The sequence below is a fragment of the Mesorhizobium sp. B2-3-13 genome, from assembly GCF_006442195.1.
GTDB classification, from domain to species: Bacteria; Pseudomonadota; Alphaproteobacteria; order Rhizobiales; family Rhizobiaceae; genus Mesorhizobium; species Mesorhizobium salmacidum.
Map to the genome: position 1 here is coordinate 176,553 of NZ_VFVQ01000006.1, position 14,300 is coordinate 190,852.

13 protein-coding genes are annotated in these 14,300 nt (G+C 57.6%); 3 read left to right on the top strand and 10 right to left on the bottom strand.

The features are described from left to right. Positions 1 to 204: 204 nt before the first annotated feature. Complete coding sequence (locus FJ941_RS09625) at positions 205 to 2,256, bottom strand: elongation factor G (RefSeq protein ID WP_140505036.1); 2,052 nt, start codon at positions 2,254 to 2,256, stop codon at positions 205 to 207. 190 nt (positions 2,257 to 2,446) lie between these two features. After that, positions 2,447 to 3,976: a GGDEF and EAL domain-containing protein gene (locus FJ941_RS09630; RefSeq protein ID WP_140505038.1), complete on the bottom strand. Its 1,530-nt coding sequence runs from the start codon at positions 3,974 to 3,976 to the stop codon at positions 2,447 to 2,449. Between the two features lie 238 nt (positions 3,977 to 4,214). Between FJ941_RS09630 and FJ941_RS09635 the strand changes: the two genes are divergently transcribed. Continuing rightward, entirely contained in the window at positions 4,215 to 4,610 is a 396-nt protein-coding gene (locus tag FJ941_RS09635; protein WP_140505040.1) for a cupin domain-containing protein, read from the top strand. A 77-nt stretch (positions 4,611 to 4,687) separates the two neighbouring features. Here the strand turns inward: FJ941_RS09635 and FJ941_RS09640 are convergent, their stop codons facing one another. From FJ941_RS09640 to FJ941_RS09670, 7 genes are all read right to left on the bottom strand, one after another. After that, positions 4,688 to 5,890, bottom strand: a complete 1,203-nt coding sequence (locus FJ941_RS09640; protein WP_140505042.1) for a pyridoxal phosphate-dependent aminotransferase — start codon at positions 5,888 to 5,890, stop codon at positions 4,688 to 4,690. Positions 5,891 to 6,918: 1,028 nt separating this feature from the next. Continuing rightward, positions 6,919 to 8,970: a hypothetical protein gene (locus FJ941_RS09645; RefSeq protein ID WP_140505044.1), complete on the bottom strand. Its 2,052-nt coding sequence runs from the start codon at positions 8,968 to 8,970 to the stop codon at positions 6,919 to 6,921. Continuing rightward, entirely contained in the window at positions 8,951 to 9,244 is a 294-nt protein-coding gene (locus tag FJ941_RS09650) for a hypothetical protein (RefSeq protein ID WP_140505046.1), read from the bottom strand. Before FJ941_RS09650 ends, FJ941_RS09645 begins: the two co-directional genes overlap by 20 nt. Continuing rightward, the gene (locus FJ941_RS09655; RefSeq protein WP_140505048.1) at positions 9,244 to 9,642 is read right to left on the bottom strand and encodes a hypothetical protein; all 399 of its coding nucleotides are present in this window, start codon (positions 9,640 to 9,642) and stop codon (positions 9,244 to 9,246) included. Before FJ941_RS09655 ends, FJ941_RS09650 begins: the two co-directional genes overlap by 1 nt. Next, positions 9,639 to 9,899 (bottom strand): hypothetical protein, encoded by a 261-nt coding sequence (locus FJ941_RS29185; RefSeq protein ID WP_140617753.1) that lies wholly within the window; start codon positions 9,897 to 9,899, stop codon positions 9,639 to 9,641. Before FJ941_RS29185 ends, FJ941_RS09655 begins: the two co-directional genes overlap by 4 nt. Before the next feature lie 239 nt (positions 9,900 to 10,138). Continuing rightward, complete coding sequence (locus FJ941_RS09665; protein ID WP_140505052.1) at positions 10,139 to 10,426, bottom strand: hypothetical protein; 288 nt, start codon at positions 10,424 to 10,426, stop codon at positions 10,139 to 10,141. 13 nt (positions 10,427 to 10,439) lie between these two features. Continuing rightward, positions 10,440 to 10,853 (bottom strand): hypothetical protein, encoded by a 414-nt coding sequence (locus FJ941_RS09670; RefSeq protein ID WP_140505053.1) that lies wholly within the window; start codon positions 10,851 to 10,853, stop codon positions 10,440 to 10,442. Positions 10,854 to 11,278: 425 nt separating this feature from the next. Here FJ941_RS09670 and FJ941_RS09675 point away from each other — a divergent pair, with 425 nt between their 5' ends. Then, positions 11,279 to 12,145: a hypothetical protein gene (locus FJ941_RS09675; protein WP_140505055.1), complete on the top strand. Its 867-nt coding sequence runs from the start codon at positions 11,279 to 11,281 to the stop codon at positions 12,143 to 12,145. A 54-nt stretch (positions 12,146 to 12,199) separates the two neighbouring features. Next, entirely contained in the window at positions 12,200 to 13,042 is an 843-nt protein-coding gene (locus tag FJ941_RS09680) for a hypothetical protein (protein ID WP_140505057.1), read from the top strand. Between the two features lie 75 nt (positions 13,043 to 13,117). Here the strand turns inward: FJ941_RS09680 and FJ941_RS09685 are convergent, their stop codons facing one another. Next, positions 13,118 to 14,239, bottom strand: a complete 1,122-nt coding sequence (locus FJ941_RS09685) for a site-specific integrase (RefSeq protein ID WP_140505059.1) — start codon at positions 14,237 to 14,239, stop codon at positions 13,118 to 13,120. Positions 14,240 to 14,300: the final 61 nt, after the last annotated feature.

A 14,300-nucleotide genomic window follows, 5' to 3' on the forward strand; every position in this document is an offset into this window, starting at 1 on the left:
TCAGGCGGCTACCGCGTCCGAACCTTTTCTCGCCGAAGCGCGGCGATCTTGCACGCGGCGGACCTGCCGTTTTTCCTCCCAAGAAAACGGTCCGCAAAACAAAACGGCGTCCGGCCCCCCCCGGACGTCGTTTTTGGTTTGTGCCCCCCTCGATCCTTCGAAGGGGGCGCTTCACATGCATTCCAAATCGGCCACCGGGCGAAATCAGGCGGCCTTGCCGTTGGCGTTCATCGCCTCGTCGGCGAGACGGCCAGTCAGCTCGGCCATGTGGTCGAAGGCGGCCCGGTAGCTGGCAACGCCTGAAGTGGCCGACCGCAGCTCGATGATCAGATCACCGATCTCGGCCTGCGGCATGGTCGCCTCGACGACATCCCATCCAGGCCAGTCGGGCCGCGCGTCATAGCCGAGGATCTGGCCGCGCCGTTGCGGGATCAGCGCGATGATCTTCGACGTCGCGTCCGACGGCGTGACGATCTCGACCTTCATCACCGGCTCCAGAAGCACCGGTGAGCAGGCGGCCATGCCTTCCTTCATGGCGAGCTTGGCGGCCATCTGGAAGGCCATGTCGGAGGAATCGACCGCATGGTACGAGCCGTCCGACAGGTTGACAGCGATGTCGACCACGGGAAACCCGAGCGGGCCGGACTTGAGGTAATCGCGTATGCCTGTTTCAACCGACTGAATGTAAGTCTTCGGGACGACGCCGCCGGTGATGGTGTCGGTGAACTGGAAGCCGGAGCCGCGCGGCAGCGGCTTGATCTCGATCACCACATCGCCGAACTGGCCGTGGCCGCCCGACTGTTTCTTGTGGCGGCCGCGCTGCTGCACCGGTTTGCGGATCGTCTCGCGATAGGGCACCGCCGGAGCATGGCCCTCGACCGGGATCTGGTTCTTGCCCTCCAGCCGCTCGCGCACGACGCGCAGATGCATCTCGCCATGGCCTGACAGCACGGTCTCGGCCGAGTCCTGATTGTGGTGCAGGCTGAGCGAGGGATCTTCCTCGGCCAGGCGCTGGATGGCGGCCGACATCTTGACCTCGTCCTTGCGCTCCTTGGGGCGCAGCGCGAAGGCGAAGACCGGCTGCGGCGGCTCGACATCGAAGAGCTGTTTGGCCCCGCCCTTGGCCGAAGTCAGCGTCTGGCCGGTCTTGACCGCGTCCAGCTTGCCGAGCGCCACGGTATCGCCGGCCCTGGCGGTGGTCAGCTTGACCTGGTCCTTGCCCAGCATCCTGTAGATGCCGGAAACCTTGGCGGTGTCGCCGCCGGGCAGCCATAGTTCCGAGCTGTCGGCGACCTGGCCGGACAGGATGCGCGACACCGACAGTTTGCCGCCATGCGGCGTGTGGATGGTCTTCATCACCTGGACCACCGTCGCATTGCCGTCCGGAGCGCCGAGCCGCTTGCGGGTCGCCTCGATGTCGGGCGCGTCGTGGCGGATCGTTTTCAAGAGGCGCAGCACGCCATTGCCTTTCTCGGCGGTGCCGATCAGCACCGGCGTCACCGCGCCGTCGCGCAGATCTGCGGCGAGATCGTCGAAGATCGCGTCCTTGGGCGGTTCGATCTCTTCCAGCAACTGCTCCATCAGCTGATCGTCATGGTCGGCCAGCGTCTCCAGCATGGAGAAGCGGGCCTCCAGTTCGCGCGCCTTGTCGTCGCTTGGTATCTGAGCCACCTCGCTCTCGGCATATTCGCGGTAGATGTAGGCGCGCTCCAGCGCCAGATCGATCGAGCCGATGACGACGCCGTCCTTGCGCAGCGGGATCTGACGCAGAAGCAGGGGCGCGGCACTTGTCGGCTGCAGCATCTTCAGCGTGTCGCGCACGCCCGCGATCGCCTTGTCGACCTTGTTGAGGAACAGGATGCGCGGCACGCCGAGATCGTCGAGCTTGCGCATGATGAGCTGCAAAGCGGGAATCTTCTTTTCGTCGGCCTCGGCCACGACCACCGCGACATCGCAGGCGGCCAGCACCGGTTCGGCCTCGAAGGAGAATTCGATCGACCCGGGGCAGTCGATGAAGGTGAACTGTTCGCCCATGAATTCGGTGGTGGCGATCGACGCCTCGACGCTCATGGCGTGGGCGCGGGCTTCGGGCGAATGATCTGAAACGGTATTGCCAGAGGAAACCGGGTTCTGGCGGGGAATGGCGCCGGTACGGGCCAATATGGCTTCGAGAAGTGTCGTCTTACCGCTTGCGAAGGGACCGACTATGGCGATGCATTTCGGTCCCGTGCGTCGTCCTCCGGCGCGATTACCCATGGCTGACCTCCACTCAGGCGTTTCCTGGGGACCGACTGGCATTCATGGTTCAGGCCAAGGTCAATCGGTCCTGAGCGGCGGCCGGCCTGTTCGACCGTCGCGGGGGGTCTGTTTCGACCTGCCCGCGATTATCGTCCCACTTGTTTGCCGGGAGGGCAAGGAAAATAGGAGGCCGGTGGGGCTGGCCGGCTCAGGCGCTGAGCGCGAGCGGTTCGACCGAGCGGCCGGCAAGCAGCGCGAGCTTGCCGCGAGGCGCCGGCCTGCCGAAGAAATAACCTTGGAAACGATTGCACCCGGCAGCCTTGGCGAGAGCGAATTCTTCCGCCGTCTCCACGCCTTCCGCCACGATGGTGACCTGCTGGATGCGCGCGATCTGGGCCAGCGCCGAGACGAATATCTGCGCTACCTGGTCATGGGCGAGGGCGCGGATGTAGGAGCGATCGATCTTGATGATATCCACGGGCAAGGTCTTCAGATAGTTGAAGCCGCAATGGCCGGTGCCGAAATCGTCGAGGGCTATGTGAAAGCCGAGGCCACGCAATGCCTCGAGGCGCCGCAGGATCTCGGGCGTGGCGGCGGTCGCCACCGTCTCGGTGATCTCGATGATGAACTGTGATGCCGACCGGCCAGTGTCCTTCAGCACGCGGTCGCACATGGTGACGATCTCGTCGCGCTTGAGCTGCTCGCCGGAGACGTTGATGGAAATGCGGTGGCCGGGGAACTGGCCGATATCGGCACAAGCCCGTTTGAACACCCATTCGCCGAGCATGTCGATCAACGTCGACCGTTCGGCGATCGCAATGAACTCGGCCGGCGCGATCAGGCCGCGAACCGGGTGGCGCCAGCGGATCAGCCCCTCGAACGCCTCGGTGGAACCGTCCGGGCTGACGATCGGCTGATAATGCAGTTCGAGTTCGCCCAGATAGACCGCGGCGCGCAATTCCCGTTCGACCAGACGCCGGTAGCGCTTGTCGGACAGCATCTCCTCGTCGAAGACGGTGACGCGGCCACGGCCCGCCGCCTTGCTTTCATAAAGCGCCAGATCGGCAACCAGCATCAGTTCCGTCGTGTTCGAGGCGTGGGCCGGCGCCAGGGCGACGCCGATCGAAATGGAGAGCGGAATGGTCTTGCCTTCATGCGATTTGCCGTCGCGCATGGCATCCAGCAATCGTCTGACATCCTTGTTGATGGCCGCCAGGTCGCCATGGGGAACGATGACACCGAATTCGTCGCCGCCGAGGCGTCCGACCATGGCGCCGGCAAAGACGCGCTCGGCGGTCTTGACCAGATGCGCCAAGGTAAGGTCGCCGAACTGGTGTCCGAACGTGTCGTTCAACTGCTTGAAATGGTCGAGGTCGATCAAGAGCAAGGCTGCCTCGCGCCTGTCGCGCCTGGTGCCCAGGCCTTCGCGCAGCGCTTCGAGGAAATAACGTCTCGTCATGGCGCCGGTCATCGCATCCCTGGTGAGGAAATGATGTTTCTCGGCCTCCGCCGCGGCGGCCGACTGGAGACGATGGACGACGCTGCTGCGCATGTACATCAACGCCAGCAAGGCCAGGCTCGTGGCCAGGATCGAGATGGCGAAGGCACCGCCGGCGGACAGGTTTTGCGAGACGTCGAAAGCACCAAGCACCGCCGCGCCGATGCTGATCACGAGCAGCGACTGGATACCGCGATAGATCCGGCCGCTGTGGTCCTTGATCGTTGCCAGTATGCTCATCCGCCAGCCCCCGCAATGCAGGCTAACGGCTAGTGCGCAGCCGTTAACAAGACATTGAATTCGCCGGCATTTCGCTTGGCGGTCCCGTGCCGGCAAGGGTCATGGTTAAGAGAAGAATCAGGCCTTCGTCCAAGCGAGGTGACAAGGGCGGTTGCATCAGGGCCAATCCAGACCGAGAATGCGGCTCACTTCAAGGGGCCGGCGTCTCGCCAGCTCCCACCAACTCCAGGGTCAGACGATGAAGATCATTGCTTGCGGCAGCGTGCCGACCATCATAGCGCCGGACAAATACTTCACCGGCCGGGTTCTGCAGACGCCGATCATCGAGACGGAGGCGCCGGCGCGGCTCAGGGCCACGCTGGTCAGTTTCGAGCCCGGCGCGCGCACCTACTGGCACACGCATCCGCTTGGCCAGACGCTTTATGTGACTGCTGGCGCCGGCCTGGCCCAGACATGGGATGGACCAATCCAGGAAATCAGGGCCGGTGACGTCATCTCATTCGCGCCCGGCGAGAAGCATTGGCATGGCGCGGCGCCGAAATCGGCAATGACGCACATCGCCATGCAGGAGGCGCTTGACGGCGTCCATGCCGATTGGCTGGAAGCGGTGACACCGGCGCAATATGGCGGCTGAGTGCTGAGCCTGGGTTGACAAAACCCGGCGGTAACGCCTGAAAGCGGTGACGCCGGGTTTGTTTTGGACTTACCTGATCAGGTCAGCGATGCCGTGAAGCGCTGGATGCGCGTGCAGGCTTCCTCCAGCAGCGTCTCCGAGGTGGCGTAGGAGATGCGGAAATTGGGGCCGAGGCCGAAGGCCGAGCCGAACACCACCGCGACGCCCTCTGCCTCGAGCAGTTCCGAGCAGAAGGTCTCGTCGGTGTCGATCACCTTGCCGGCCTTTGTCTTCCTGCCGATCAGCTGGGCGCAGGACGGATAGACATAGAAGGCGCCTTCCGGCGACGGGCACGTGATGCCACGCGCCTGGTTGAGCATCGATACGACGAGGTCGCGCCTGCCTTGAAAGATCGCCTTGTTCTTGGCGATGAAGTCCTGCGGGCCGTTGAGCGCCTCGACGGAAGCCCATTGCGCGATGGTGCAGGCGCCAGAGGTCTGCTGGCCCTGGATCATGTCCATCGCCTTGATCAACTGGACGGGACCGGCGGCATAGCCGATGCGCCAGCCGGTCATCGCATAGGCTTTCGAGACACCGTTCATGGTCAGCGTGCGCTCGTAGAGCCTGGGCTCGACCTCAGCGATGGTCTTGAAGACGAAGTCGCCATAGGTCAGGTGCTCATACATGTCGTCGGTCAGCGTCCAGACCTGCGGATGCTTCAACAGTACATCGGCCAGCGCGCGCAATTCGGCCTCCGTATAGGCCGCGCCCGACGGGTTGGACGGCGAGTTCATCAAGAGCCATTTGGTCTTCGGCGTGATCGCCTTTTCCAGCACCGCGGGGGTCAGCTTGAAGCCGTTGTCGATCGAGGTGTCGGCAAACACCGACGTGCCGCCGCAGATCGCCACCATTTCGGGATAGCTGACCCAGTAGGGGCGAGGGATGATGACCTCGTCGCCGGGGTTCAGCGTCGCCATGAAGGCGTTGAACAGGATCTGCTTGCCGCCGGTGCCGACGATGGTCTGCTCGGGCCTGTAGTCGAGATTGTTCTCGCGCTTGAACTTCTTCGCGATCGCCTCGCGCAGCGGCACGATGCCCGAAACCGGCGGATATTTGGTCTCGCCACGGCGAATGGCCTCTATCGCCGCATTCTTGATGTTGTCGGGCGTGTCGAAATCAGGCTCGCCGGCGCCAAGGCCAATGATGTCCCTGCCGGCATTTTTCAGCTCGCGGGCTTTCTGCGTCACCGCGATGGTGGCGGAAGGCTTAACGCGGGAAAGGGTGTCGGCAAGAAAGGCCATGACCTTTTGTCTCTCCAAAGGATCGGCGCGGCCAGGAGCGGCCGCGGCGCTTCTCATGTCGCAACATTCCCGTCAGCGCAAGCCTTGTCGGCTGGGCCAGGTGGCGTGGCGCGGTCAACGAGGCGTGATCGGCAACAATAAATTCATTAACGGGCGGTAGAGGCTTGCATGGCAGGATCGCCGTTCAATTCCGCCTGGTCGCGGAGCGAGGAACGCTTGTCACGCAGCATCGGACTTGCCCATATCATCCGTCATGATGGCTCGCAAGTTGCTCGCTGACGGCGACGGTCGCTCTCAGGTTCGCTCCCTCAACGACACCCTCCGGGCTGTCTACATGGGCAAGGTCTCGCTGCGTCTGACACCAGCCGTTTGCCCGACAAAGATATCTAGTCATGGTGGTCGGGACGAATGATGTGTGAGACATCAATTATCAAGCGTAGTACATCAACACTAACGGCCTGACCATCAGATGAGGCTCGCCGGGCGGGGGTACAAGGGGGGACGCCCCCGGCTGGTGCTATAGGTATGACCCCCTGAAAGTTTCTCCAAGAATTTACTGGAATCTGGACCCTCGGCGGGAGCGGGGAGAAATCCCCTTGCTTGGTTCCCCGGCGGGATGACGACGAAGACGGGCTTCCGTTGTGACCAGATTGTGACCGGGACGCCTAAAGGTGGCAAACCTAGAGGTGGCAAACCTATAGGTGGGAGCTAGGGGGCGAGAGCTAGGGGGCGAGAGCTAGAGGGCGAGAGCTAGAGGGCGAGAGCTAGAGGGCGAGAGCTAGAGGGCGAGAGCTAGAGGGCTATAACAAGCACCGCAGGTTACTAGAGTAAACCACCTCCAAAAGATCGAAGGAGCTAAATTCTCTACCCTTCGGGAGTCCATCACCCCTTGAATGATCATAGAACACGGTTCGCTGATGTTATACAATCATTCTACTAGACCTATAGAAAGGAATGATAACATTTCTTTGTCGTGGCAAGCCCGAAGGGCGACAGAGGCAATTACCTTTGACGTTGCGACGACAACATCAGGCCATACGGAATACACCGGGCTTGCCACGTATGAGAATGATCCCCTTGGCCGCCAATGCGGGCATGAAGTCCCGATGGTCGATAACACGGTTCTTGAAGTTGCCCCCGGTCATTTTAAGATATTCCATTACCTCCGTCGTCTTCACGGCGCCGTAAGCGTGAATCTTCGACACAATGAACTCGAATGCGCGCCTGACGTTGCCGGATAGCCTGACCTCGACCGGACCGTCAGGCTTCCAATCTAGAATGTCGGCATTGGGGAAGATCACGGAAAGTTGCCCTTGCGGGAAGCCGCCCTTGCCGTTCGTCGAGAACACCACGTAGAGGTGACAGCCTTCAGGACAGCCACCATTGATCGTCTTCCGAATTGATCCACGGCCAGCCGCTTGGAAGATATGATGGCTTATCTCACCTATCCGCATCTTCTGTAGCTCTTCGGCAGGGAACGCGTCCATGACGTCCGCCTTTTTGGCACCGCGTCCGTCAGCCTCATATGAAGCATCATCGTATTGTAGCAAGCCAGCCAGAATGACGTGCTTGAAGTCGCGGTATTCGTTCGTAGCCGTGTGCCTGCCGTAGTGGAGGTATTCGACGAGAGGAAGCCTCGATGGGTTAAGCCGCCTCTCAACCAATGCCGGAAGCGTGTTGTCCTTCGGACGGTCCTCCCCTGTCGCACGATTACGATACGTCTCCCACTTGTGGGTGATCACCAAGACCCTCTCGCCAGAGGGTGTTTCCGCAATCATTTGGGCCACGTCATCGGCGACACGTTGGGCTTGCTTGTTGTCCTTCACCCGAGAGCTAAAGAGGTGCTTGCCAGCCGCCGTATTGCGGTGACGGATTGTCAGCCCGCTGTAAGATTTCTTCGGCGAGGGTAGCCTTTCAAGCGTCTGTCGATATCGCTCCCAGAAGTCATATGTCTGCCGGAGATCGCCGCTCGCATCCAAGACGAGCATAGGGGCCAGATCGGCCGGAAGAAGCTCGTTATATCCAAGCGTGATGTTATTGTTTCCATCGCGCCTCACGTTCACGACGTGCCCCGACAGCGAGTAGAGCGCGTGTGCCGTTGCCCTTTGCTCTTCGGTCTGGAACAGGCCCTTGAAGTCGACGAGTTCCATCCCCGTCGTGTACCTCTCGATATCAGGCATCGTAATGCGCTCGCCAACGTGATCTTTGAGCGAGTGTGCAAAACCAAGAATCTCGTAAGCCAAATCAGATGAGAGCCTTCTCAATCCCGACGACAGCCCGGCCAACAGGAACTGATCGGCCTTGAGTGTCAGGCTTGGCAATATGGCCTCGTCCCACACACGGACCTGCCTCACCTCCCCATGGTAGTGGAAGGCTTTCATGTCAGCAAAAGACTTGCCGGAATTCGCGTAATCCTCAAGCCGCCTCTGGGTCGTGAACAGCACACGGGCATTCTTGACGTCTGGCTTCTCGTAGGCGTCTAGCCTGCCGAGCTTGTTCACATCGTCGTCAGCCGTAAGGACAGCAAAGGCCCCCGGCTGCAAATCCATCCGTTTTACTGCATCAACAATTTGGTCTCGTCTCGACAGGAAATAGACGACAGAAACGCGGTCAAACTCGGGATCAGCCAAAAGGGCTTTGGTGCTTTCGATGGCGACCGTCGTCTTCCCCATCCCGGTAGGCAACGAAGAGATAAAGAACTTCTCGGCAGCTTGGCCTTCGGCCATCCGCTCGTAGGCCCCGATAATCGAATCCAGTCCATGCCACTGTTCTGGGTTAGGCTCATGCTCATGAACTTCGAAGAACGCCTTAGTGGCATCGTGGGCCACTGTCCCAAGCTTACCGAGTTCTACCGGCGTGTGGCCCTTCTCGGCACTCTTCAGCCACGCTTGGTATTCCTCCCACATCCCGGTTGACTTCAGGTATTGCTCGCCCGAGACCTCGACATCATTGACTCTGTAAACGACCTTTCGGCCCACAGGGGTTTCATCGGAGCCCTCTTGATAAACCTGGACCTCAGGGGCCTCGTATTCATTCATTCCTAGTGCATGCGCGATGTCGTCAAATCCGTTTATCGCCAACGTGTCTCTCCTTTCTCTTGGGCAGTTGCTCTGGATGAAGCCAAAGCCCCAGCTTCACCGGTATGATTTCGGGGTCTTGGATTATGGCAGGATCGACCTTTCTGAGTATAAACAGGCGATTTATTGCAGTGTCGTCTACCTTGCCGAAGAGGTCCCGTCCGTTCTCCCAAAGCTCGCGGACCGAGCCGTAGGCCCTGAAGTCTCGTCCGTTCTTTTGGAGAATGAAGGAGTCGCCGCGCACGACGACCCCCCAGACTTTGTTTAGCTTGACCATCACGCGGTCACCCCAGCGTCTAAAATGCCTCTGTTTGGGTGGTGGTGGTGGCCTTTCAGCGCCTCCAACGGGATCGGATGATACGAGGCAGCGGGAACATCAAAGGCCCGGTATTTTATCCGCTTCGCCACCTTGGTTTGTTCATCGACAACATCGTGATCAGCCCAATAGGCAAGGCTGTGATCCCGCTTGAAGACAGGGACGCCATCCCGCTCGACATGGATGAGGGTATCGGGTGAGAATCCTACCTCATCGCGGATGACACGACAGAGCGGCCCAAGAGGGTCTTTGTAAGTCCGCCGACCGTATGCCGAGTCAGACGTATCGATGGTATTGCCACTGTCGCGATGGGTAGCCCGATAGCTGCCAGTGTATTCGACTACGATGGTCTCGGTCATAGCGCCGTGAACATCTGGTCAAACGACATCGCAGGAGAACCCGGTTTCGCTCCTCTCCGCTTCACAGGCCGAGTGATGATAGGAACCTTGCGGTACCGTGGGGTGTAAGTCCCCGCTGCCTGAGCCAAAAGCTTCTGACGTTCGAACTCGACACAGGCATCGACCAGCATTGCCTTGTCGTGATGGATCGACGCTCCCCATTCTTGAAGACCGAGATTGTCCCGACGGAGGTTCAACGGATCGTTGTCGATAAACACGACACGCTGCCCCGGACGGGCATCAGTCAGAACTCGGGCTATCAGAACCTCGGTCCCGAATGGTCCCCTGGCACCGACTTGACCGCCCCGGAGTTGCCAGTTCGGATAGACCTTCAGATTACTCAAAGTGTTAAAGTCATCGAGGCCAACGACGGCCTCCCGTCCACCATCCCTTGCGAGGGGTACGTGGATCAGAAAGCCGTTCTTTTGGCTCCCGCTGACGCGGACAGCGCGGGGTTTCAATCGACGCTCCGACCCTGACCCTTGCGAGCAAAGACCGAATTCGTTCGGACGGGCTTGTCTTCAGCTGGAATTGAATCGATAGCCCTCTCGACACTGCCAGCCGGAATGACGCCTCGGTTTTCGAGAATCTGAAGGGCTACGATCTCATCGTTGAGGCCGCTCCCTGCAATCGATTCAGCCGCCTGTGAAGCCCGAACCTTAAGAAGCTCCCGCTCTGCGAATGACATCTTGGCAATGGGCTTTGCAAGTAGGCTCTTATCCATAAAGTGGAACTGGGTACTCATAAAAATTCCTTTCTCAAATTGCTTTCATATTGACGGACAGGTGGTTGCTCCCGTCTGCTGAAATAATCGTCATGTCGATTGTCCAACCGGCCTTCAGGGCATGGTCGCGCAGGGCAGCGATAACGAGGTTGTGGTGGGTCCACGTCCCCGAAAGCTCCCTCGGCTGATCGATGCCGATGAATTCGAGCGAAAAGAGTTGATACTCGTCTCGGTGAATCCGGGCGTGTCCGACTATCAGCTTCTCTTTGTTTGGAATTGCGATGGTGATTAACGTCAACCGGTAGGACTCACCGGCGACGTAAGTCAGTTCAGGTGCGGCCACCGTGGCTAACTTCTCCAAGGACCATCGTCCGTCTTCGTGAAATTTGGAATTAACTTCTAAAAAATGCTCTTGATCAAAAACCCCTAACAGGGAATCGGTAGACAAGTTCAATTTATTCCTTTCGTGTTGGTAGCGGTTTAGAATGGAGGAGACTTGTTGGAATATAAACTCCCACAATCCTATAATATTATAACATAAGTGCCGAGCAAAGTCAAGAAAAAACTGGAGTAGGAAATTTGAGTATTCTCTTAATACCTTGAGAAATCAGGACTTTGTCCCCCTCGAAAGTTTGCAAGAACGGGGGTAGGTGTTCGGAAAGGGAGGGATCAAGTTGCTAGTGGACGATCCGGGTAGGCTCCCTACGGTCCACAGTGGCCAAACAGGAAGGGCCAAAGGCTTTACGCCACCCATTCCCGACCAGTCCTCTTGGTGCAAAAGTGTGGAGCTATTCCCAGACTCAGAATTAGACGATACGAATCCATCATTCCTTGGGCGGGATCAAAAGATTGCAGAATCAAAAGGGGCATAAGATGACGGAAATAACCGACCCTTCCACCGAACTCTTACGGCTCTGCGAAAAACTCAAAGGCAATGACTCGAAGGACGAGACACGCAAAGCTTTGGCAAGGCAATTTGGCCTGACGGTCGACAGTCCCGAATTTTTCACTGTACTTGCAGCCATTTCTGCCAGGATCGCGCGCCTGCGCTCATTGGTAAGTTCAATGTCCTCGACCTCAGAAACGTTCCGCAAGAGATTTGACGAAGCTTGCGTCAAGGTATCGTCAGTTACATCGTCGTCCAATTTTAACAACCCGTGGCGGGCGGTCCGTGATAGCGCCTTGGATCCTGTTTCGCTCAACACTCTTGTGATGGCAGGGCACACGGTTCAAGGGGTCGCGCCGTTGCGTGTTCCGACAGAGGCCGAGCGGGCAGAGTTTGTTCAAAAGATTGACGAGGCGATCAACTCAATCGATGATAGGAAAGATGTTTTCGCCGCGATATTCGTAACATCGTTCGTTACTCTCAGGTTTATGATTGATAAGCTAGACTTCTACGGAGTAGACGGAGTATTCGAGCAGTTGTTGAACACTCACGCAATTCTCTCAAGCGTCGAATCATCGAATTCCAAAGACACACCCGGTAGGAAATTCCCCAAGGTGTGGGCTGTCCTTGCAAATATATATGTCGCTTTGACAATTCCAGACGCTGGTATAACTGCGATAGAGAACTACTACGCTGACTATCAGATGGGAATCCAATATTACTCGCAGCAAATTCCACCCGATGCTCCTAAGCTGATTGCAGGGCCAGCTTCCAACGAACAGGCTACACAGATCGATGATACGATTCCGCCCACGTCGGGAGTGGACGAACATGGCCCGGAATCCATCAACTAACGGCAAATCGGCGAGCGCAAGGGCGACGCTGGCGGCGCGTGGCAGGAGGCAACAATGATTGATGACGGCCATGCACATCTTCAGGAAACTAGTAAAGATAGTGACGATGTGGTTATTCCATCGCAAGTATATCACCCCGGTGACATCAAATGTACCAACTCTCTTTGGCAGTTCTTATCTGACTACAAGAAAGTATTAGATAGCCTTTTTTTCATAGTGACTTTGGCCACTCGAATGGATGCTGCATCAGAAACTATTGCAAAGGTGATGGGAATACTTGATGAAAATGAAAGGAAAGACAGTGATCCGCCTAAAACATTTGAGAAGCTGAAAGAATTTTCCACCCTTACTTCTCGGAACATAGTTACGAATGTAGCGGACAGCTTCCTCTGGTATCTCTCGGACGTTATACAGAGAGCTATGAGGAAGCGGCCAGAGCTTGTCAAGTCCGGGCAATCTATAAAGATTGAGGAAGTGTTCGACTTCAAAAGCCGTCGTGAGATGATCAACTATCTGATTGATAGGAAAATAAACGCGCTCTCCTATGGTGGAATGAACGAAATCGAAAGATTCATTGCTGAGTCGCTTGGAATACCTATGTTTAATTCTGATGATGAGCGCATAAAGATGAAGGTTTTGATCGAGTCAAGAAATGTTCTTGTGCACAACCGGGGAATAATCAATAGCCTATTCCTTAAAAGGATCGACAAAGCGACAGCTGAAGAATTCCGGGGACGGAGCACCGTATACATGGGACTGGATCAGCTTCTTATCTATACAGGTATCTCTGCGAAAACCGCTGTGGGACTAGATGAAAAAATAGCTAGAAAGTTCCGGTTGGAAACGAAAGCTTTGTCCGAGTGGCGAAGAGAGAAGGATGAGAAGAACAAAGGGTAAAAGAAAAGGCCCAAGACGGGTGCAAGGGCCTAGTAAGTCTGTGTGACCTTCCGATGGTCCGGAAACATATGTAATTCAGAGAGTTAGCTCTGAGGGGAGCGCCCTTTGGTCTGTGATCAATGTCGATGGCCGATCCAAGAGTTTCGCCCTGACTACCTCCTGACTGGCGTGGGAATACCTCATCAACTGGGCAAGTGTCCTGTGGCCCGAGATCGAGGCGACTTCTGGCACCGTCAGACCAAGCTCAAACAGGCGGGAGATCGCTTCGTGCCTGAGGTCATGGAAATGAAGGTCCTCAATCGTTGGCGTTGCCCGTCTGCATATCCGCGTCCATGAGGTCTTCAGAACTTCGACATGGATCGGGAATGCTTTCGTCGTCGGAATCACATGAGGTGGCCCGATCTGGTCAGGACGTGGTTGAGCGAAAGCCAGTGTGAGACAACCCCTTGCCTTGTTCGTCAGCGGGATCGTTCTGGAATGGCCGTTCTTGGTGAGAGGGATGACCAAGAGTGAGCGTTCGAAGTCGATGTGCCGGAACTCTATCCCGAGGATTTCACCCTGCCGCATGGCCGTCTCTGTGGCGAACATGATGATAGGACCGACAAAGAGTTGTGGTTGACCGTCGAGCGTCGTGAGTTTCCCGGCTTCTAGGAGCAATCGTTCTTCCTCTCCGGGACGTAGCCGGCGCTCACGCCTGACATCAATCGCGGGCAGATACAGGTCTTGGAGAGGGTTTCCGGTCGGGATGTGCCATTCGGTCCTAGCCATCTTGAACATGTGATAGAGCGGGGCGAGTTCCCTCCGGAGTGACTTCGCAGTCACGGGGCGACCGGTCAGCCTCGAAACCTCTTTAAGCCTTTGGTCACGGTAGTGTGCGAAATCCATCGGCTGGAGGTCGTTCAAGCTTTTCGAAGCGATGGGGTAGCGGATGAACCTGTCCAGCAAGATGGTTTCAAATCGGCATGACCGCTTCTTGGGCAAGACCTCATCACGGTATCTGGTGACGAGTTCAGCCAGGGTGACCGATTTCAGTGTCCTTCGGTCGGGGCCTAGCTCTTGTCGGTCCAATGATCGTTCGATCTCTCTGGCCCATTCGAGGGCGTCTGTCTTGACGAGGAAACTTCGTGATCTTGGTGACGACCCCTTCCGTCTGACTTGGACGTTCCATTTGCCGTTACGCTTGCGGATTGATGCCATTTCGGATGCTCCGTGTGACCCAGTTGTGACTCGAAGACCGATGCCCAAAGTTTGTCGTGGG

Excerpts from the sequence above, each read along its gene's own strand:
- FJ941_RS09625 (WP_140505036.1), bottom strand. The coding sequence starts at position 2,256 with ATGGGTAATCGCGCCGGAGGACGACGCACGGGACCGAAATGCATCGCC.
- FJ941_RS09630 (WP_140505038.1), bottom strand. The coding sequence starts at position 3,976 with ATGAGCATACTGGCAACGATCAAGGACCACAGCGGCCGGATCTATCGC.
- FJ941_RS09635 (WP_140505040.1), top strand. The coding sequence starts at position 4,215 with ATGAAGATCATTGCTTGCGGCAGCGTGCCGACCATCATAGCGCCGGAC.
- FJ941_RS09640 (WP_140505042.1), bottom strand. The coding sequence starts at position 5,890 with ATGGCCTTTCTTGCCGACACCCTTTCCCGCGTTAAGCCTTCCGCCACC.
- FJ941_RS09650 (WP_140505046.1), bottom strand. The coding sequence starts at position 9,244 with ATGGTCAAGCTAAACAAAGTCTGGGGGGTCGTCGTGCGCGGCGACTCC.
- FJ941_RS09655 (WP_140505048.1), bottom strand. The coding sequence starts at position 9,642 with ATGACCGAGACCATCGTAGTCGAATACACTGGCAGCTATCGGGCTACC.
- FJ941_RS09665 (WP_140505052.1), bottom strand. The coding sequence starts at position 10,426 with ATGAGTACCCAGTTCCACTTTATGGATAAGAGCCTACTTGCAAAGCCC.
- FJ941_RS09675 (WP_140505055.1), top strand. The coding sequence starts at position 11,279 with ATGACGGAAATAACCGACCCTTCCACCGAACTCTTACGGCTCTGCGAA.
- FJ941_RS09680 (WP_140505057.1), top strand. The coding sequence starts at position 12,200 with ATGATTGATGACGGCCATGCACATCTTCAGGAAACTAGTAAAGATAGT.
- FJ941_RS09685 (WP_140505059.1), bottom strand. The coding sequence starts at position 14,239 with ATGGCATCAATCCGCAAGCGTAACGGCAAATGGAACGTCCAAGTCAGA.